Here is an 18,861-nt window from a genome sequence, read left to right as displayed (position 1 = left end):
ATTTACCTATTCAAGATGTAGCGGCGTACCGCATTGTTGTGCTCACGCAAGGATTTGGAGAAATAATGGCGCCCTTCGCCCTTGCCCATGGCCACAAAATAATAATAACCGCTGTCTACCGGCTGCAGGGCCGCGGTAATGGCTTCTTTGCTCGGCATGGCAATGGGGCCCGGGGGCAAACCATCAATCATGTAGGTGTTATAAGGCGTATGCGTCTGCAAATCCTTTTTACGGATGTTGCCGTCATAGCTTTCGCCCATGCCGTAGATAACGGTAGGGTCGGTTTGCAGGCGCATGCCGACCCGCAGCCGGTTAACAAACACGGAAGCAATCAGCGGTCGCTCTTCGGCAATGCCGGTTTCCTTCTCAATAATAGAGGCCAGTATCAAGGCTTCATAGGGCGTGGCTATGGGTAAATCGGGGCGGCGTTCGGCCCAGGCTTTCGCCAGAAAGCGCTCCATTTCATCATGGGCCCGCTGCAAGATGGACACATCGGTATCGCCGGGGGTATAGCTGTAGGTTTCCGGCAAGAAACGGCCTTCCAGCTTGTCGGTATTCAGGCCCAGTACCCTGGCCAGCTCCGCCTCGGTTACCTCCTCGTCCAGGGTGACATCCAGATATTCGGCCTGAGCCAGTCGTTGCTGCCAGTCGCTCAGGCGCAGGCCTTCAACCAGCGTCACCTGCAGTCGATAGACATCGCCATTCACCATTGCCATCAAGGCCGAGCGCAGCCGGGTGTCCGGGTCAAACTTATAGGTGCCCTGGCGCACCGCGGCCAATTCGGGATGAAAACGCAGCCAAATCCTGCGGGTTAACGCAGGGACCGGTTCGGCACTCAAACGGTTGATCAAATGAAAGGTGGTTTCACCTCGGGCCACCACAAACAAGGGTGTTTCCCCGGGGACGACTGTCATCTGCTCCAGCTTCTGCCATTGCTGATAGCCGTAAGCGGCAATGCCGCCGATGACCAACACCGCCAGTAAAAACAAGCGCGTCAGCCATTTAAAGAGTGTCTTCATAAGCCAGTTGTAGTTCCCTTGTGATCATAAAATCCGCTGCAAAACGCCGCTCGCCAATGGCCGTGACCGGCACGATTCCCATTAGGGCATTGGTCAGCCAGACTTCATCGGCGGCCAGTAATCGTTCCAGCCCCGTCTCGCTCACCGTCAGCCGCGACCCCAGATAATCCTGGCACCAGGCGCGCAGGGTACCACTGACCCCCGCCAAGGACAGATCCGGAGTATAAATGCGCTCGCCTTCCCGCCAAAACAGGTTGGCGGTCACGGCTTCTATTACCTGGTCATTACTATCCAGCACCAGAGCCTCGGGCCAGCCATGGGCATCCAGTTCGGCTTTGAGTAATACCTGCTCCAGCCGATTAACCGTTTTCAAGCCGGCCAGTAACGAACTCTGTCCCAATCGTCCTTCACACACCCCCAGGGCAATGCCCTGCTGGCGCCATTGATAATAATGGCCGGGAAACGGGGCACAGTTTATCACCACAGTGGTGGCACCACAGCCGGTCATGCTGTAGCCGCGACCACCGGTGCCGCGAACCAGCGTAATGCGCAACACCTGGTCTCCTGCCTGCTCCATGGCCGCCAGCGCCGCTTCGTGCACCGCCTGCCAGTCCGGCATCGGCATCTGCAAACGGCTGCAGGCCTCCATGAGCCGCGCCTGATGATAGTGCCAGTGGTGCAACTGCCCGTCACTGGCATGCAGGGTGCTGAAGTGCGCATCGCCCAGCTGCCAGGCACGGCCGAGTGCCATTACCCCGTCGGCATCGCTCAGTGGGGTATCGCTCATCGGGTGATTGATAATAAGGGTTTGCATCTTGCCCCCATAAAAAAGCCCGGCACTAGGGCCGGGCTCGGGATGGCCAAAAGGCCATTATATGCGTTTGAAAATCAATGAGCCATTGGTGCCGCCAAAACCAAAGGAATTGGACAGGGCATAGTCAAATTGACCTTTTTTCGCCTGATGGGGAACCAGATCCAGGTCGCACTCATCATCCGGATCATCCAGATTGATAGTGGGTGGTACTATCTGGTCACGCAGTGCCAGCACGCTGAAAATGGCTTCTACTGCACCGGCAGCACCCAGGAGGTGACCGGTCATCGATTTGGTCGAGCTCACCATCAACTGGTAGGCATGATCACCAAACACCTGCTTCACGCCACGCAACTCGGCCACATCACCCAGCGGGGTAGAAGTGCCGTGGGCATTCACGTAGCCGATAAGGGCAGGATCGATATCTGCATCTTTAATGGCGTTGGCCATCGACTTGGCGGCACCGCTGCCATCAGCAGGAGGAGCCGTCATGTGGTGCGCGTCGCCACTCATGCCAAAGCCAACCAGCTCCGCATAAATGGTGGCGCCACGGGCCTTGGCGTGCTCGTACTCTTCCAGCATCATCACGCCGGCACCGTCACCCAGTACAAAGCCGTCACGGGCCTTGTCCCAGGGGCGACTGGCCTTTTGTGGCTCGTCGTTGCGGGTAGAGAGCGCGCGTGCGGCGGCAAAACCACCCATACCCATGGTGGTGGAGGCCTTTTCGGTCCCGCCTGCCAGCATGGCGTCGGCGTCACCGTAAGCAATCATGCGTGCAGCCAACCCTATGCTGTGTGTACCTGTGGTACAGGCAGTGGTTGCTGCAATATTAGGGCCGCGCAAGCCTCTCATAATCGATAAATGCCCGGACACCATGTTGATAATGGTGGAAGGGACAAAAAACGGGCTCAATTTGCGCGGGCCACTGGCCAGCAAATTGGTGTGGTTGTGCTCAATCAAGCCAAGTCCACCAATGCCGGAACCAATGGACACACCAACGCGATCGGCATTGGCGTCATTAATCTCCAGACCGGAATCGGCCATGGCCTGTAAACCAGCGGCTACCCCGTACTGGATGAACAAGTCCATCTTGCGGGCTTCTTTCTTAGCGATACCATGATCTTCGGGATCGAAGTCCTTGACCAGGCCTGCGAATTTGGTGCTGTAATCAGTAGTGTCAAAGTGCGCTATGTTGCAGATGCCACTTTGGCCTGCCAACAGGGCCTGCCAACTGGCATCAACCGTGTTACCGACAGGAGAGAGCATACCGAGACCAGTCACCACGACTCTGCGTTTGGACACAGGTGCGTCTCCGAATGGGGGATTAGAACGGGGAAAGAGCCGAAGTGACGGACAGCCACTTCGGCACAGATTTATTATTCCTGGTTTGCGTTGATGTAATCAACAGCCGCTTTAACGGTAGTGATTTTTTCAGCTTCTTCGTCAGGAATTTCAGTATCGAATTCTTCTTCCAGAGCCATTACCAGCTCAACGGTGTCCAGGGAATCTGCGCCCAGATCATCAACGAAAGAAGCTTCGGATTTTACTTCTTCTTCTTTAACGCCCAGTTGCTCGATGATGATTTTTTTTACGCGTTCTTCAATGTTGCTCATGACCAATATTATCCTTTAGAAATACGCTAGTGCGTGTCGTTGCGGTAGTGTATTAAAATGACCGTGGTTTGCAAGACTATTTACTGCTGGTCTAACCAGAAATCCTGTTCAAAATGCAGGATTTTCCACCAAACAGTCTGCAACTGCGGACATTTTCATCACACCATGTACATGCCGCCATTTACGTGCAGCGTTTCACCTGTGATATAACCAGCCTCTTCTGAAGCTAAAAAAGCCACAGCAGAAGCAATTTCCTGGGGGTTACCCAAACGTTGCGCCGGCACCTGAGACAAAATACCGGCCCTTTGCTCGTCATTCAATGCCTGTGTCATATCGGTTTCAATAAAGCCCGGCGACACCACATTGACGGTAATGCCACGGGAAGCCACTTCCCGGCCCAGGGATTTACTGAAGCCAATCAAGCCCGCTTTGGCTGCGGCATAGTTTGCCTGACCCGCGTTGCCCATGGTGCCCACCACAGAGCCGATGGTCACAATGCGGCCGTGACGTTTTTTCATCATGGCGCGCAATACCGCCTTGGACAGACGGAATACCGAGGTGAGGTTGGTGTCGATAATATCCTGCCACTCATCCTCTTTCATGCGCATCATCAGGTTATCGCGGGTGATACCGGCGTTGTTCACCAGAATATCAATATCGCCATAACGCTCTTTAATCGTCGCCAGCAACTGCTCCAAAGAGGCGGGTTCGGTGACATTCAGCACCAGGCCTGCACCCTTTTCGCCCAGGTAGGCGCTAATGGCGTCTGCCCCTTTTTCGCTGGTGGCCGTTCCCACTACGGTGGCGCCACGGCTGGCAAACAGCTCGGCAGTGGCACGGCCAATGCCTCGGCTGGCACCGGTGATCAGTACCACTTTACCGGAAAAACTCATAATGACTCCTTCAGTTATAGCGAGGGCTGGCACCTGCAACACACCTGTCCGCCACCGGCACTTTCCGGTGCGTTTCATCCCACCAGGCTGGTGTTGTGCGTCGGTTTGGCAATCTGCCAGCCCTTATTAATGCAATGATTACCCTTGAACCGCCGCCAGCGCCTGCTGCAGGCTGGCATCATCATTGACCGCCTGCCCTTCAACACGCTTGTCGATGCGCTTGGCCAGGCCGGATAGTACCTTGCCTGGGCCCATTTCCAGGGCCAGAGTCACGCCCTGCCCCACCATGGCTTCAACGACTTCGGTCCAGCGTACCGGGCTGTAAAGCTGACGTACCAGGGCATCCTTGATGGCGGCGGCACTGGTTTCCTGTTTGACGTCCACATTGTTGATCACCGGCACGCTTGGCTCATTAAAGGTCATCTCTGCCAGGGTTTGCTCCAGCTGTTCGGCGGCCAAACGCATCAGGGCACAATGGGAAGGGACACTGACGGGCAATGGCAGTGCGCGTTTGGCACCGCTTTCCTTCATCAGCAGGTTGGCGCGCTCTACGGCCGCCTTGTTACCGGCAATCACCACCTGACCCGGTGAGTTGAAATTGACCGCAGACACCACTTCGCCCTCTTCTGCCTTGGCACAGTTGGCAATAATAGTGTCGTTGTCCAGGCCGATAATGGCCGACATGGCACCTGTGCCTTCCGGCACGGCTTCCTGCATCAGCTGACCGCGCAGCTCGACCAGTTTCACCGCATCGCTCAAGGACAATACGCCGGCGCAGACCAGTGCCGAGTATTCACCCAGGCTGTGGCCGGCCATTACGGCCGGCTGGGCGCCACCCTGCTGCTGCCATAGTCGCCAAATGGCAACCGAAGCGGTCAACAAGGCAGGCTGAGTGCGCCAGGTTTTATTGAGCTCGTCGGCCGGGCCGTTGACCACCAGTTCGGCCAGATCGTAACCCAGGGCATGGGAGGCTTCGGCAAAGGTCTCTTTTACGCTGTCGTGCTCGGCCAGCAAGCCGGCCAGCATGCCGACGGTTTGAGAACCCTGACCGGGAAAGGTAATGGCAAATGTCATTGTCTGTCCTTGTTAAAAACGTACTAGGGCTGAACCCCAGGCAAAACCACCGCCGAAGGCTTCCAGCAGCACCAGATGGCCTCGTTGAATACGGCCGTCACGGACCCCCTCGTCCAGGGCGATGGGCACACTGGCCGCCGAGGTGTTACCGTGCCGGTCCAGCGTGAGAATGACCTTGTCCAGTGACATGCTCAATTTTCGTGCGGTGGCATTAATAATGCGGTAATTTGCCTGATGTGGTACCAGCCAGTCCAGCTCGGTCTTGTCTATTCCGTTCGCTTCTAAGGTCTGGGTCACAATTTCGCTTAAACGTGACACCGCAACCTTGAAAACATCGTTACCTTTCATGGTCATATAGGCGTTCATTTCGTCACCGCTGATACCGCGCTGACGATGAGGCAACTTGAGCATGTCGGCGTAACGACCGTCTGCATGCAAATGCGTCGACAAAATGCCCGGCTCTTCGCTGGCACCCAGCACCACGGCACCGGCCCCATCACCAAACAGTATGATGGTGGAGCGATCGTTGGGCTCGCACATGCGTGACAGTGCATCTGCACCAATCACCAGAATATGACGGGCCTGGCCGTTGCGGATAAATTGATCCGCCACGCTCAGGGCATAGCTGAAGCCGGCACAGGCGGCGGAAAGATCGAATGCCGGAATGCCCGGCACATCGAGCATGGCCTGCACTTCGCAGGCGGAGGCTGGAAACGCATTATCACCGCTGGTCGTCGCCAGCACTATCATGTCGAGCTGTCGGGCGTCCAGATTGGCCGCTTCCAGGGCGCGCAGGCCGGCCTGATAAGACATGGTGGCGATGGATTCATCGTTACCTGCGATGCGGCGTTCCCGGATACCGGTACGTTCCACTATCCAGTCATTGCTGGTTTCTACCATTTGTTCCAGGTCGGCATTGGTACGTACCGCTTCCGGCAGGTAGCTGCCGGTTCCCAATATTCTACTGTTCATAGGCGTTATCTTGCGTGACTGTCCTGTGGGGCAGTATCCAAACGATGCGCGATGCTCGCAGGCAGGTCATGTTCAATTTCGGAAATCGCCTGCAAGATCGCATTTAAGAAGGCTGGAGAGCCGGCACTGCCATGGCTCTTGACCACACTGGCGCGTAATCCTATCAGACTTGCACCGTTGTACTGGTCGGGGTTCAGATGAGCTAGTCGTTTTTTTAGCCAGAAAGTCAAAAGTTTGCTTAACCAACCGCTTTTTATTCGTGGGTCAAGCAGCAGTTTGGCTATTCCTTCGCTGGTTTTCAGCGCGACGTTACCAACAAAGCCATCACAGACGATAACATCGGCTCGACCCAAATACAGCTCGTTGCCTTCAATGTAGCCGCTATAGTGTAACCCAGAAAGCCGGGCTAAGCGCTGCCCTGCGTCGCGAACCACGTCATTTCCTTTACTGGCTTCCGCCCCCACATTCAGCAAGGCAATGCGGGGATGTGCAATACCCAGGGCATGCTGCGCCGCCTGTTCGCCCATCAAGGCAAACTGTACCAGTTGCTCGGCACTGCAGCTGATATTCGCCCCCACGTCGAGCAACAGGGCAAAGCCGCCTCCCACTTGTGGCAGCCGGGTAATAAGCGCGGGTCTGTCTACACCGGGCAAGGTGCTGAGCGTCTTGATGGCCATGGCCATGAGGGCACCCGTGTTCCCCCCGCTGACGCAGGCACAGGCACGCCCTGATGCCAGAGCATCAAGCGCATTGCGCATGGATGAGTCGGTTAGATGACGCAGGGCATAAGCGGCTTTATGATCATTACCCACCTGCTGACTGCAAAATTGCACCTGCACACGGGGGTGCCGGTCCAACTGAAAGCGGCTTAACCAGGGGGCTAGCTCCTCTTCCAGACCAAACAACAGCAAATTGAGTTCAGGCAAAAGCAACAGTGCCTGCGCGGCGGCAGGCACTGTTATTGAAGGGCCATGATCGCCCCCCATCATATCTAACGCAACGGTTAGCTGCGGCAAGGTTTACGCTTACTTGGCGATAACCTTAACACCACGGTAAAAACCGTCGGCAGTCACGTGGTGACGGCGATGCAGTTCACCTGTGGTCTTGTCTACAGACAGTGCAGCTGTAGTCAGAGAGTCGTGTGAACGACGCTGACCACGACGTGAACGAGATACTTTACTCTTTTGTACGGCCATTTGACCTCACTCCTAAATCAGTTACTTACGTTTTAATTCTTCCAGAATCGCGAAAGGGTTCGGACGCTCTTCGGCAACGGGCAGCTCACCAAAACTTTGATCGAACGCACCTTCAGAACAGTGCTCATTTTCATGAGTCGGTATCTGGGGCAAGCCGAGAATGAGTTCATCCTCAACCAGTTCAAGCAAGTCGATTTCGCCAGCCTCGTCCACTTCAACAGTGTCGTAGTCTTCCGGCACCTCTGACACCTCTGCATTTGCACGCAGTGGTGTGTATGTAAATTCGGATTCTATAGTGGTATCAAACAGCTCATTACATCTTTGGCACTGAAGCGACACTTGAACTCGGGCGTGACCCGACATCATGCGTAGCCCCTGGGCGTCTGTACCAAAGTCTAGAGACACGTCGATATCACCATGGATACCTTGGGTTGATTCCGCAAGTCTGGGCATTAGAGCAGCGGCATACTCGCCTTGATATTGCAGACGATTTTGCGCGCAGCGAGCGAGATCAACCTTGTTGGGCAACTTTACCTTTTCCATAAGGCGCGCATATTATAGGGAGAGGTCAGTGGAGTCAAAGAGAAATGTTCCCCAAGACAGAATAAATACCCGGGGTTCTGTGTTGACCGGGATGACGCCGCCCCGCTTGCGGATTAGAATAGTCTGACTCTTCACACAGTGTCCAGGTGATCATGACCCAACTCATCCTTGCTTCCTCCTCTGCCTACCGTCAGCAATTATTGCGCAAGCTCAAACTGAATTTTAGCTCCATGAGCTCGGATATAGACGAAAGCGCCCTGCCCCGTGAAACGGCCCCGGCTCTGGTCCAACGGCTGGCCGAGCAGAAAGCACGTGCCGTGGCGGTTCATTATCCCAACGGGCTGATTATTGGTTCCGATCAGGTGTGCGTGAACCAGGGTGCCATACTCGGCAAGCCCGGCACCCTGGCCAACGCCAGGGCCCAGCTGTTGGCGGCCAGTGGCCAGCGACTCACCTTTTATACCGGCCTTGCGGTCTATGATGCTGCCACAGACGAGATGCACTCCTTGGTGGAGCCTTTTTCGGTGGTGTTTCGCACCTTGAGTGAAGCACAAATCGAGCGCTACCTCGCGCTTGAGCCGGCACTGGACTGTGCCGGTGCCTTTAAATGCGAGGGCCTGGGCATCAGCCTGTTTGAACGCATGGACGGCCGCGATCCCAACAGCCTGATCGGTTTGCCCCTGATAGCCCTGATCGAGTTACTGAGTCAGTTTGGAATCCAGGTGCCTTAACTAAAGGTGAGGTGGGAATGGTCAGGAGTGAGGCGACCAACACCGAGTTGGTTGGTATGGAGGTTTACTCCTCACGTTTTACGCCTCACTCCTTACGCTAACTGTTAAAGCCAATCCCGCAGGTGGCGGATGTCATCGATCAGGGCCACCGGAGTATGTTGGCATAATTTAGCGCTGTCGTGCACACCATAGGTCACGCCAATGCGATCCATGCCTATGGCTTCGGCCATGGCCAGGTCGTAACTGGAATCCCCCACCATCACGGCGTCGGCCGGGCTCAGATTCAGCTCGGTCAGAATTTGCTCCAGCATCAAGGGGTTGGGCTTGGACAATGCCTGATCGGCCCCGCGCAAGGCATGAAAATAGCCGCCCAGCCGGGTGTCCGCCAGCACGCGGTCCAGCCCCACTCGCTGTTTGCCGGTAGCCACCGCCAATCGATAACCGTCCTGGTGCAGACTTTTTATCATCTCGGCGGCGCCGGCAAATAATGGCGATGGCGTCTGGTTAAGCTCTATATAATGCCGACGATAGGCCGCCAATAGCGCCGCTTCCTCCTGCTCGGTAAGCGCACCAAACAGGATGGGAAACGCCTTGTGCAAACTCAGGCCAATGATATCGCGCACCGCCGGCGCCGAAGGAATGGCCTGGCAACACTCCAGGGCAGCCGCCTGCATGCTGGACACGATGCGTGCTACCGAGTCCATCAAGGTGCCGTCCCAGTCAAAAATCACCAGGGGGTACTTCATGATTGCGCCATCCGTGTCAGCAGTTTTTTCAGCGCGGGCTCCAGGGGGGCTTCCAGCACCATGCTTTCTTCCCGGCCAGGGTGGAAAAAGCGCAGCCGGCAGGCATGCAAAAACAGCCGGTTCAACCCCAGGCCGCGCATCTGCTCGTCAAACCCCTGATCACCGTACTTGTTGTCGCCGGCAATAGGATGCCCCGCATGCAGGGTATGCACGCGTATCTGATGGGTACGCCCGGTAATGGGGCTGCACTCCACCAGGGTGGCCTGAGTGAACTTCTGCAGGATCTTGAATCGGGTTTCCGACGGTTTGCCTTCTTTATCTACCCGCACCACCCGCTCGCCGGAGGCCAGCTCGTTTTTCTTCAGCGGGGCCTTGACCGCTTTTTGATGTGGCTGCCACTGACCGCGAACCAGCGCCAAATAATGTTTGTCCATGGTTTTTTCCCGCAGCTGCTCGTGCAGGCTGCGTAACATGCTGCGCTTTTTGGCTACCAGTAACAGGCCCGAGGTATCCCGGTCCAGCCGGTGCACCAGCTCCAGAAAGCGCGCCGTGGGTCGCAAGGCTCGCAAGCCTTCAATAAGGCCAAAGCTCAGGCCGCTGCCCCCGTGCACCGCGAGTCCTGCCGGTTTGTTAATCACCAGCAAGGCATCGTCTTCATAGACAATGGCGGCTTCAAGGGATTGCACCTGATTTAATTTGGCCGACGGCAGCAATTGTTCGCGCTCGGCCACACGCACCGGCGGCACTCTGACCACATCACCGCTCACCAGCTTATATTCAGGTTTTATGCGCTTTTTGTTAACTCTTACCTCGCCTTTACGCAATATTCTATAGATCAGGCTTTTGGGAACGCCTTTAAGCTGAGTTTTTAAATAGTTATCTATGCGCTGCCCTTCATACTCAGCCTCTATGGTGAGCAGTCGCACGCTGTGTTGTTCTGTTTTCATGACAGATATTCTACCATTAGCTTGTGTAATTTGATGTAAAAAAGGCGTCTTGCTAAGGTTACAGTTAAAGTGTGATAATGACGTAGCTTTTCGTGCTTGCCGAGATTGGGGAGTACACCCTGAATACCCCTGGTTATCCGTTTTATTCGCGACCTTTGGGCTCTCCCCTTAACGCGAAAGACACCTGAATAAGCGCCTCATGCGTACCCAGCCGGGAGGCTGTATTCGTTACGCTCACAGACTCGAGGCCGGTGTCCGTCGGAATAACATGGTTGGGCCGGGGCAATACCAACACTGTAAAAACAGTAAAAACTATATAAAAAGAGTCATCAATGAAAAGAATGCTAATCAACGCAACTCAAGAAGAAGAGTTGCGTGTTGCCCTGGTAGATGGGCAAAAACTATACGATCTGGATATTGAAAGCCCGGGTTACGAACAAAAAAAAGCCAACATCTATAAGGGAAAAATAACCCGCGTAGAACCCAGCCTGGAAGCCGCCTTTGTTGATTATGGCGCCGACCGCCACGGTTTTTTGCCACTCAAAGAAATTGCCCGTAACTATTTCCCCGCCGGTTATACCTATCAAGGCCGTCCCAATATCAAGGAAGTGGTCAAGGAAGGTCAGGAAGTCATAGTCCAAATAGATAAAGAAGAGCGTGGCAATAAAGGGGCCGCCCTGACCACCTTTATCAGCCTGGCGGGCTCTTATCTGGTACTGATGCCCAATAACCCGCGCGCGGGGGGGATTTCCCGCCGTATCGAAGGCGACGAGCGTACCGAGTTGAAAGAAGCCCTTTCCCAGCTCACCCTGCCCGATGGCATGGGCCTGATTGTGCGCACCGCCGGTGTGGGCAAATCGGCAGAAGAGCTGGAGTGGGATTTGCACGTACTGCAAACGCACTGGTCCGCCATTCAGGAAGCCGCCGAAGGAGGCACCGCCCCCTTCCTGATCCACCAGGAAAGCAACGTGATAGTGCGCGCCATTCGCGACTATTTGCGTCGCGATATCGGTGAGATCCTGATCGACAACCCGGTTATTTTCGAGCGGGCAAAAAATCATATCGAACTGGTACGGCCCGACTTTGTCAGCCGCGTCAAGCTGTACGAGGGCGACGTGCCCATGTTCAGCCATTACCAGATTGAAAGTCAGATTGAGTCGGCTTTTCAACGCGAAGTGCGCCTGCCTTCCGGCGGCAGCATCGTTATCGATCCTACCGAAGCACTGACCAGTATCGATATCAACTCGTCACGGGCCACCAAAGGCGGCGATATCGAAGAAACCGCGCTGCAAACCAACCTGGAAGCGGCAGAAGAAATTGCCCGCCAGTTACGCCTGCGTGACCTGGGTGGCCTGGTGGTCATCGACTTTATCGACATGACACCGGTACGCCACCAGCGCGAAGTGGAAAACCGCCTGCGCGACGCCGTCCGCCAGGATCGTGCCCGCATTCAGCTGGGCCGTATCTCCCGGTTTGGCTTGCTGGAAATGTCTCGCCAGCGTCTGCGCCCTTCTCTTGGCGAGTCCAGCACTCATGTCTGCCCCCGCTGCTTGGGCCAGGGCACCATTCGCGATAACGAATCGCTGGCACTGGCCATTTTGCGCCTGATAGAAGAAGAAGCGCTAAAAGACAACACCGGCCAGATCCACGGTCAGGTGCCGGTTGACGTGGCCGCCTATCTGCTGAACGAAAAGCGCAAATCCATTGCCGCTCTCGAGCAGCGTTACCAGGTCAACATTTTCATTATTCCTAACGAACAGCTGGAAACACCTCATTTTGAGGTGGTGCGTGTTCGCAGTGGCGATGAAGAAAGCGTCACCAGCTTCAACATGAAAACCACGGTCGAGAAGCCGACTTATACCCCCCGTGAAAGCCAGGGCTCACCGCGCAGCGAACAACCCGCCTTGCAGGGCTTTACCGCACCTGCACCGGCTCCCGTTGCCAGCGAAGCCAAGGCCAAGCCTGCCATGGCCGCCGCTCCCCAAGGCAAGTCGCCCGGGCTGTTAAGCCGCGTCTTTTGTGCAATAGCCAGCTGGTTCAAGGGGACGCCCGAGCCACAGCAAGCCACGGCTCCCGCTCCGGCCCCCGAGCAGACAGCTCGTTCGTCACGCAGCTCTGAGCGTAACAGCAGCAATGAGCGCGGTAACAACCGTAATGGCAATCGCAATGGCCGCAATAGCGCCCGCCAGTCCGATCGCGAGCAGGAGCGTAGCGGTGAACGCCGCGAGCGCAACGATCGCCGCAGCAATCGCAAGCCTCGTGACGAAGACCGCAGCAACAAAGCGACCACAGCCCCCCAGGAGGCTCAGTCTCAAGCCGCAGCCAGCAGCAACGAAACCAGAGCCGAGCGGCCCCGCCGCGAGCGTCGCAAGCCGCGTCGTGAGCAGCCACAAGCCCAGCAGCAATCTGTTGCAGCCGAGCCGGCAGCCGTTGCGGCCACCCCGCAGCCAGCACCAGCACCGGTCGCTAAAAACAGCGAGCAAAAAGAGCAAAGCATCGCCGAACGCCGCCAACGTCGCCAGCTGCGCAAGCAGGTTCGTATTGGTAACGAGGCCAAACCGGCCGAGGCCGCCGCCGAGCAGCGCCCACAACCCGCTCCTGCCGCCGATGCCAAACCGGCCGAGGCCGACAAGGCGTCTCATCACCAGCGCAGCGCCATGCCCAAGCGCAAGCGCATCAATGAAGACAGCCGCCGTCGCCGCCGTCAGGACAGCATAGCGGCCCTGATTGCCTCTCAGGGTGAAGAAAAATGGGTGGCTACGGAAGAAGAGCAAGCCGCCCAGGCTCAGGCTGCAGCTAAAGCCGAGACTGTTGCCAAGCAGCAGCCCGCCGCTGAAGTTACCCCCAAGGCCGAACCCGTTGCCGAGCAACAGCCCAAGCCAGTAGCTGCACCCAAGGCCGAACCCGTTGCCGAGCAACAGCCTGAGCCAGCAGTGGCACCTAAAGCTGAGCCCGTTGCCGAGCAACAGCCTGAGCCAGTAGCTGCACCCAAGGCCGAGCCGGTTGCCGAACAACAGCCTGAGCCAGCAGTGGCACCTAAAGCCGAGCCGGTTGCCGAGCAACAGCCTGAGCCAGTAGCTGCACCCAAGGCCGAGCCCGTTGCCGAGCAACAGCCTGAGCCAGCAGCTGCACCCAAGGCCGAGCCCGTTGCCGAGCAACAGCCTGAGCCAGTAGCTGCACCCAAGGCCGAGCCGGTTGCCGAGCAACAGCCTGAGCCAGCAGCTGCACCCAAGGCCGAGCCCGTTGCCGAGCCGGTTGCCGAACAACAGCCTGAGCCAGTAGCTGCGCCCAAGGCCGAGCCGGTTGCCAAGCAACAGCCCGAGCCTAAAGCCGCTGCGGCTACGCCCAAAGCGAGTGCCTCTGGTTTGTATCAGCGCGCCAAACAGGCTTCGGCCCCCATGGTGAAGCCGCAGGTGGTTGCCCAGGCGCCCTACATCAAGCCCGAGTATCCACCTCTGCTGCGCGACGTACCCGTGATCAGCGGTCGTCATGCCGGCAGCACGGCGGCTAAAAACACGGCGTCGGCTCCCATGGCCAAACCTGCCAATCACTAATCTGCCATCACGGCACTAAAAAAGGCTCCCTCGGGAGCCTTTTTATTGGGTATGTTTTAGCGTGAAAACGAAAACAAAATCGTTAGCTCATGCCCCCCTTATACCAAGCACATTAAATAAATGATCTATTTCATTGTTGTGTAGGCATCGGACAAAGGGACTACTCCGACGACCCGCTTTGGAGAAATGACACTCACCGTTTTAACCTGCTGCGAACATTCATTGGATGTTCGGTCAGGTTGAAACGGTTCGTCACGGCGAGGCAAGCTCGCCCCCTGTGACGCTCAGCACATGACATCCCTGTCATGTGATGGTCGGCGGAGCAGATCCCTTTGTCCTCCTGATGCTGCAGAGCTGCCAGTTGGCGTCACCTACGGGCCACTCGCTGCTTGAGAAGAGGCAGCAGAGATCGCCTCCCACGACCGTGAAATGCCATGGACGGCATTTCCCGAGCCCCCAAGGATGGGTTTATGGCGTGTCGTGGGAGGTGACTGTGGTGCCTCTGGTATTCAGGTTCAAAGGTGATCAAATCTTTACTGTAATTGGTGTTATGGCTTCAAGCTGAAAGCTTACGGCTTGCCTCAACGTATGCGTTGAAAACGCCTGTCTTCTTCAATTTTGACCGGCAGGGTTAACGGCTTGCCTCAACGTATGCGTTGAAAACGCCTGTCTTCTTCAATTTTGACCGGCAGGGTTAACAGCTTGCCGTCGCGTAACAGCAGGACCTGAATCGTGGTGCCCGGGCGCGTTTCGGCAATGGTATCCATGGCATGGCGGGTGTTGCGTATCGGCTTGCCGTCTATCTCCAATAACACATCTTCCGTTTTAATCCCCGCCCTGGCGGCGGGCCCTGGCTCGTTGACCCCTTCAACATACAAGCCGGTGCGCTCGCCCAGTTTCAGCAGCTGTGCCATCAGCGGCGGAATATCGGCGCCACTCACCCCCAGGTAACCCCGGATCACCCGGCCGTTATTAATCAGCTCCAGCATGATGCGATGGGCCAGCGCATAGGGTATGGCGAAGTTGATGCCGTAGCTTTCCTGGTGCGCCAGACTTTGAAAGGAAGCGGTATTGATGCCGACGATCTCGCCGTAGACGTTGATCAATGCCCCGCCGGAATTGCCGGCATGAATGGCGGCATCGGTCTGTAACAAGTCCTGGCGGCCATTACTGTCTGGCCCCATGCTGGACAGGCCGGCACGGCCGGTGGCGCTGATAATGCCCTGGGTAATGGTCTGGCCCACATTATAGGGGTTGCCGATGGCGAGCACTATGTCACCCACCTGAGGAGCGAGTGCATCGTCCTGGGGGATAACGGGCAGCTTGGCGGCATTGATTTTCAACACCGCCAGATCGGTGGGTACATCAAACCCCGTGACTTCACCGGTCAGGATCCGGCCATCCTGCAAGGCCACTATGACCTGATCGGCATCGGCAATAACATGATAATTGGTCAGCACATAACCCTGATCCGACATGATCACGCCAGAGCCGAGGCTGGTGGCGCTCAACTGGGGAGATGATGCGCCCGGCTGAAAACTGCGGGTGTAAATGTTGACGACCGCAGGCCCGGCTCGACTGGCCGCGTAGGAAAAGCTGGAGACCCCTACCTGCTGGCTGCGCCACCAGTGTTCGAAAGGCTGGGTTTTGAGCTGTGGAAACAGCAATAGCAGAAACAAGGCCATTAGGATCCCGAAGGCTGCGGCCTGAAGAAAAAATTTAAGTGATGAGGCTAGGCGCATATGGAGCTTGACTGGTGACGATGGGCAACAGCATAACATAAAGATAATGGCTGCGAGCGGGATTGAAAGGGGAAACAAAGCCGCTAATTGTGAGGCGTGAGGGGGAAGTGTGAGGCGTAAAGCGTAACATCTGCACACCTCACACCTCACACCTCACACCTCACACCTCACACCTCACACTCCACACCTCACACCTCACACCTCACACCAGACTATTTACCCTTAGCGGTACGCTGTTTTATCTAAGCACCAGATAGATAGACGAATTACCCCGCTGAATGTTCAACGCGATCACGTCTGGCTTGCCCTGAATGATCTTGCGCAGATCGTTCAGACTTCTTACCCGCTTGCGGTTGACGCCTATGATGATGTCGCCTTTTTCCAGTCCGGAGCGGGCGGCGGGCGAGCGTGGTGTCACATCGGTGATCTTGACGCCCTTGATACCATCTTCGCTTTCCGTTTTGGCGAGGGTGGCACCTTCCAGCGCTTCATTCAGGGTGTCGGCTTCGACATTTTCGTCGTCGGCCCGAGCCAGCGTCACGTCAACCTGCTGCTTCTTGCCATCACGGAACAGCCCCAGTGTCACGGTTTTATCGGCACCCATGGTGGCGACCTTGGCGCGCAGCTCACCAAAGGATCGCACCGGCTTGTCGTCCAGGCTGATGATGATATCACCGGCCTTCAGACCCGCCTTGTCGGCAGATGAGCCCTCCAGTACCTGACTCACGAAGGCACCGTGCTGACTGCGATAACCAAAGGTACGGGCCAGCTCCGAGGTCAGTTCTCCGCCCATCACCCCCAGCACGCCACGGCGTACTTCACCAAACTCCAGAATTTGCTCGGCCAGGTTCTTCACCATGTTGGAGGGAATGGCAAAGCCAATCCCGATATTGCCGCCGCCCGGACCCAGTATGGCGGTATTGATCCCCACCAGTTTGCCGTCCAAGTCGAGCAGGGCGCCGCCGGAGTTCCCCGAGTTGATGGCGGCATCGGTTTGAATGAAGTTTTCCAGGTTTTCCACATTCAGGCCGGAGCGGCCCAGGGCGCTGATGATACCCGAGGTAACGGTTTGCCCCAGGCCAAAGGGGTTGCCGATGGCGATGGCGAAGTCACCCACCCGCAGCTGATCCGAGTCTGCATACTCGACTTCGACCAGGTCCTTGGCATCCACTTTCAGCAATGCGATGTCGCTTTGCTTGTCGCGACCAATGAGCTCTGCTTCGTATTCCTGGCCATCGATCAGCGTGATGATGATTTTGTCAGCATCGGCAATAACGTGGTTGTTGGTGATTACATAGCCTTTTTTGGCATCGATGATGACACCGGATCCCAGCGCCTGAAAGGGCCTTTCCTGAACCTGTTCACCGGGAATATTGGGGCCAAAGAAAAAACGAAATGGCTCGGGCAGTGCCTGACGACTGACTTTGCTGCCCGACACGGAAATATTGACCACGGCTGGGGTCACCTTTTCCAGTACCGGAGCCAGACTGCGAATATCGCTGCCGGCACCAAAGGGAAGAGCCGCCTGCGCCTGGGGAACTAACGCCATGCTCAGGCTCAATGCCAGCGCAGACACTAGGGGAAGTCGTGATTTCATGCAGATGCTCCTAAGTCGATAAATGATTCAAGCAAAGTGTGTATTCTGACCCTGATTGGTCAATAAGAGTTCCGATAGAGCCTGTATTATTTATGGCTGAACGTCCGTAGTTAATAAATTAGTGATATTGCCCGCGAGATCAAGCCCTTGTTCCTGACCAGACTTGCCCCGCTCCAGACTCAGGCCTTACACTGGCCGATATCTTTCTTGTCAGTGATACAGTTACTTAGCCAACATGACTCCAAGTAAACAATATCAGGTTGATTTGAACCGCGATGACTTTGTGCATGATAGTGCTCAAGCCAGGGCGGTTGCTCATTTGCAACGCTTGTTCGACGAGCTGCTCGCCGAGCCACCGGCTGCGCCCAGGCTCAGCTTCTGGCAAAAGCTCACCGGTCATACCCCACAGGTCGAGCAGCCCATTCGGGGCCTCTATTTCTGGGGCGGTGTCGGCCGTGGCAAGACCTACTTAATGGATACCTTTTATCGATGCCTGCCCTTTGATAATAAGCTGAGAATTCATTTTCATCGCTTTATGTTGCGAGTTCATGAGGAGTTGCAAAGCTTCAAGGGGCAGGCCGACCCGCTGAAGCGGGTGGCCGAACGTCTGGCCGGTCAGACAAGAATCATCTGCTTCGACGAATTTTTTGTCTCGGATATCACGGATGCCATGATATTGGGGACCCTGTTCGAATACCTGTTCGAGCAGGGGGTGATTCTGGTGGCCACCTCGAACATACCGCCCGACGATCTGTATCGTAATGGCTTGCAGCGGGCGCGTTTTTTACCGGCCATCGAGCTTATCAAGCAGCACTGTGAGGTGGTAAACGTGGACTCAGGGATCGATCATCGATTGCGCACCCTGACCCAGGCCGAAATTTATCATTCTCCGCTGGATACCCAGGCTCGCCTTAATCTGGACAACTACTTCTCGCGATTGAGTCCGGGCGCGAAGCGCTGGGAGCAGGACATTGAAATCAACCACAGAGCCTTGAGCACACTGGCGGCAGGGGACGGGGTGCTGTATATCGACTTTCAGCAGCTCTGTTGCACGGCGCGGTCACAGCACGACTACATAGAGCTGGCCCAGCGTTATCACACAGTGCTGCTGGCCAATGTGCAGCCCATGGGCGTGCACAACGATGACGCTGCCCGTCGCTTTATTGCCATGGTGGATGAATTTTATGAGCGGCACGTGAATTTAATCATCTCGGCCGCGGTTTCCATGGGCCAACTGTACGGCCAGGGACAGCTGGAATTCGAGTTTAAACGCTGTTTATCACGACTGACTGAAATGCAATCTAACGAATACCTTGCCAGAGAGCACCTTCCTTAGTCACAATACGCGCCCCGGTATCTGGGCATGATGCCGGGAAGGGGTGGGCGAACCGACTATTTTTGATGGGCATTAAAATTAGTAGGT

Annotated in this window: 17 protein-coding genes; 3 read left to right on the top strand and 14 right to left on the bottom strand. The window is 56.2% G+C overall.

The features are described 5' to 3' along the window. Window positions 1-2: 2 nt before the first annotated feature. The 10 genes from mltG to yceD form a co-directional block, all read right to left on the bottom strand. Window positions 3-1,019, bottom strand: a complete 1,017-nt coding sequence (gene mltG / locus ACN0VL_RS01620) for an endolytic transglycosylase MltG (RefSeq protein WP_417614378.1) — start codon at window positions 1,017-1,019, stop codon at window positions 3-5. Beyond that, window positions 1,003-1,833 carry an aminodeoxychorismate lyase gene (gene pabC, locus ACN0VL_RS01615; protein ID WP_417614377.1) on the bottom strand — a complete coding sequence of 277 codons (831 nt, stop codon included), beginning with the start codon at window positions 1,831-1,833 and terminating at the stop codon, window positions 1,003-1,005. The genes mltG and pabC overlap by 17 nt, the downstream gene beginning before the upstream one ends. A gap of 57 nt (window positions 1,834-1,890) precedes the next feature. Continuing rightward, the gene (gene fabF, locus ACN0VL_RS01610; RefSeq protein WP_417614376.1) at window positions 1,891-3,132 is read right to left on the bottom strand and encodes a beta-ketoacyl-ACP synthase II; all 1,242 of its coding nucleotides are present in this window, start codon (window positions 3,130-3,132) and stop codon (window positions 1,891-1,893) included. Between the two features lie 74 nt (window positions 3,133-3,206). Next, a complete protein-coding gene (gene acpP, locus ACN0VL_RS01605) occupies window positions 3,207-3,443 on the bottom strand; it encodes an acyl carrier protein (RefSeq protein WP_086963052.1) in 237 nt (78 codons plus the stop codon). A 158-nt stretch (window positions 3,444-3,601) separates the two neighbouring features. Continuing rightward, complete coding sequence (gene fabG, locus ACN0VL_RS01600) at window positions 3,602-4,336, bottom strand: 3-oxoacyl-ACP reductase FabG (protein WP_417614375.1); 735 nt, start codon at window positions 4,334-4,336, stop codon at window positions 3,602-3,604. 138 nt (window positions 4,337-4,474) lie between these two features. Then, a complete protein-coding gene (gene fabD / locus ACN0VL_RS01595) occupies window positions 4,475-5,410 on the bottom strand; it encodes an ACP S-malonyltransferase (RefSeq protein WP_417614374.1) in 936 nt (311 codons plus the stop codon). A gap of 12 nt (window positions 5,411-5,422) precedes the next feature. After that, the gene (locus ACN0VL_RS01590) at window positions 5,423-6,382 is read right to left on the bottom strand and encodes a beta-ketoacyl-ACP synthase III (protein WP_417614373.1); all 960 of its coding nucleotides are present in this window, start codon (window positions 6,380-6,382) and stop codon (window positions 5,423-5,425) included. A gap of 5 nt (window positions 6,383-6,387) precedes the next feature. After that, complete coding sequence (gene plsX / locus ACN0VL_RS01585) at window positions 6,388-7,398, bottom strand: phosphate acyltransferase PlsX (RefSeq protein ID WP_417614372.1); 1,011 nt, start codon at window positions 7,396-7,398, stop codon at window positions 6,388-6,390. Window positions 7,399-7,407: 9 nt separating this feature from the next. After that, window positions 7,408-7,578, bottom strand: a complete 171-nt coding sequence (gene rpmF, locus ACN0VL_RS01580) for a 50S ribosomal protein L32 (RefSeq protein WP_188628923.1) — start codon at window positions 7,576-7,578, stop codon at window positions 7,408-7,410. Between the two features lie 21 nt (window positions 7,579-7,599). Beyond that, window positions 7,600-8,121 carry a 23S rRNA accumulation protein YceD gene (gene yceD, locus ACN0VL_RS01575; RefSeq protein WP_417614371.1) on the bottom strand — a complete coding sequence of 174 codons (522 nt, stop codon included), beginning with the start codon at window positions 8,119-8,121 and terminating at the stop codon, window positions 7,600-7,602. Window positions 8,122-8,270: 149 nt separating this feature from the next. Here yceD and ACN0VL_RS01570 point away from each other — a divergent pair, with 149 nt between their 5' ends. After that, a complete protein-coding gene (locus tag ACN0VL_RS01570) occupies window positions 8,271-8,852 on the top strand; it encodes a Maf family protein (protein ID WP_417614537.1) in 582 nt (193 codons plus the stop codon). 104 nt (window positions 8,853-8,956) lie between these two features. On the opposite strand, the gene ACN0VL_RS01565 is transcribed toward ACN0VL_RS01570, so the two are convergent. Both ACN0VL_RS01565 and rluC read right to left on the bottom strand, forming a co-directional pair. After that, window positions 8,957-9,601 (bottom strand): HAD family hydrolase, encoded by a 645-nt coding sequence (locus ACN0VL_RS01565; protein ID WP_417614536.1) that lies wholly within the window; start codon window positions 9,599-9,601, stop codon window positions 8,957-8,959. Next, entirely contained in the window at window positions 9,595-10,545 is a 951-nt protein-coding gene (rluC, locus tag ACN0VL_RS01560; RefSeq protein ID WP_417614370.1) for a 23S rRNA pseudouridine(955/2504/2580) synthase RluC, read from the bottom strand. The genes ACN0VL_RS01565 and rluC overlap by 7 nt, the downstream gene beginning before the upstream one ends. Window positions 10,546-10,877: 332 nt before the next feature. On the opposite strand from rluC, the gene rne reads away from it, so the two are divergent. Further along, complete coding sequence (rne, locus tag ACN0VL_RS01555; protein WP_417614369.1) at window positions 10,878-14,099, top strand: ribonuclease E; 3,222 nt, start codon at window positions 10,878-10,880, stop codon at window positions 14,097-14,099. Window positions 14,100-14,743: 644 nt separating this feature from the next. On the opposite strand, the gene degS is transcribed toward rne, so the two are convergent. Both degS and ACN0VL_RS01545 read right to left on the bottom strand, forming a co-directional pair. Next, the gene (degS, locus tag ACN0VL_RS01550; RefSeq protein ID WP_417614368.1) at window positions 14,744-15,841 is read right to left on the bottom strand and encodes an outer membrane-stress sensor serine endopeptidase DegS; all 1,098 of its coding nucleotides are present in this window, start codon (window positions 15,839-15,841) and stop codon (window positions 14,744-14,746) included. A 238-nt stretch (window positions 15,842-16,079) separates the two neighbouring features. Then, window positions 16,080-17,438, bottom strand: a complete 1,359-nt coding sequence (locus ACN0VL_RS01545; RefSeq protein WP_417614367.1) for a Do family serine endopeptidase — start codon at window positions 17,436-17,438, stop codon at window positions 16,080-16,082. Window positions 17,439-17,673: 235 nt separating this feature from the next. Here ACN0VL_RS01545 and zapE point away from each other — a divergent pair, with 235 nt between their 5' ends. Continuing rightward, window positions 17,674-18,774: a cell division protein ZapE gene (gene zapE, locus ACN0VL_RS01540; protein WP_417614366.1), complete on the top strand. Its 1,101-nt coding sequence runs from the start codon at window positions 17,674-17,676 to the stop codon at window positions 18,772-18,774. Window positions 18,775-18,861 lie beyond the last annotated feature (87 nt).

The sequence above is a fragment of the Oceanisphaera sp. genome, assembly GCF_048268965.1.
Classification (GTDB): domain Bacteria; phylum Pseudomonadota; class Gammaproteobacteria; order Enterobacterales; family Aeromonadaceae; genus Oceanimonas.
This window is presented reverse-complemented; position numbering and strand designations above follow the sequence as displayed.

Bases quoted from the DNA above. Each gene is read 5' to 3' on its own strand.
- mltG (WP_417614378.1), bottom strand. From the start codon at position 1,019: ATGAAGACACTCTTTAAATGGCTGACGCGCTTGTTTTTACTGGCGGTG.
- pabC (WP_417614377.1), bottom strand. From the start codon at position 1,833: ATGCAAACCCTTATTATCAATCACCCGATGAGCGATACCCCACTGAGC.
- acpP (WP_086963052.1), bottom strand. From the start codon at position 3,443: ATGAGCAACATTGAAGAACGCGTAAAAAAAATCATCATCGAGCAACTG.
- fabG (WP_417614375.1), bottom strand. From the start codon at position 4,336: ATGAGTTTTTCCGGTAAAGTGGTACTGATCACCGGTGCCAGCCGAGGC.
- fabD (WP_417614374.1), bottom strand. From the start codon at position 5,410: ATGACATTTGCCATTACCTTTCCCGGTCAGGGTTCTCAAACCGTCGGC.
- ACN0VL_RS01590 (WP_417614373.1), bottom strand. From the start codon at position 6,382: ATGAACAGTAGAATATTGGGAACCGGCAGCTACCTGCCGGAAGCGGTA.
- rpmF (WP_188628923.1), bottom strand. From the start codon at position 7,578: ATGGCCGTACAAAAGAGTAAAGTATCTCGTTCACGTCGTGGTCAGCGT.
- yceD (WP_417614371.1), bottom strand. From the start codon at position 8,121: ATGGAAAAGGTAAAGTTGCCCAACAAGGTTGATCTCGCTCGCTGCGCG.
- rluC (WP_417614370.1), bottom strand. From the start codon at position 10,545: ATGAAAACAGAACAACACAGCGTGCGACTGCTCACCATAGAGGCTGAG.
- rne (WP_417614369.1), top strand. From the start codon at position 10,878: ATGAAAAGAATGCTAATCAACGCAACTCAAGAAGAAGAGTTGCGTGTT.
- degS (WP_417614368.1), bottom strand. From the start codon at position 15,841: ATGCGCCTAGCCTCATCACTTAAATTTTTTCTTCAGGCCGCAGCCTTC.
- ACN0VL_RS01545 (WP_417614367.1), bottom strand. From the start codon at position 17,438: ATGAAATCACGACTTCCCCTAGTGTCTGCGCTGGCATTGAGCCTGAGC.
- zapE (WP_417614366.1), top strand. From the start codon at position 17,674: ATGACTCCAAGTAAACAATATCAGGTTGATTTGAACCGCGATGACTTT.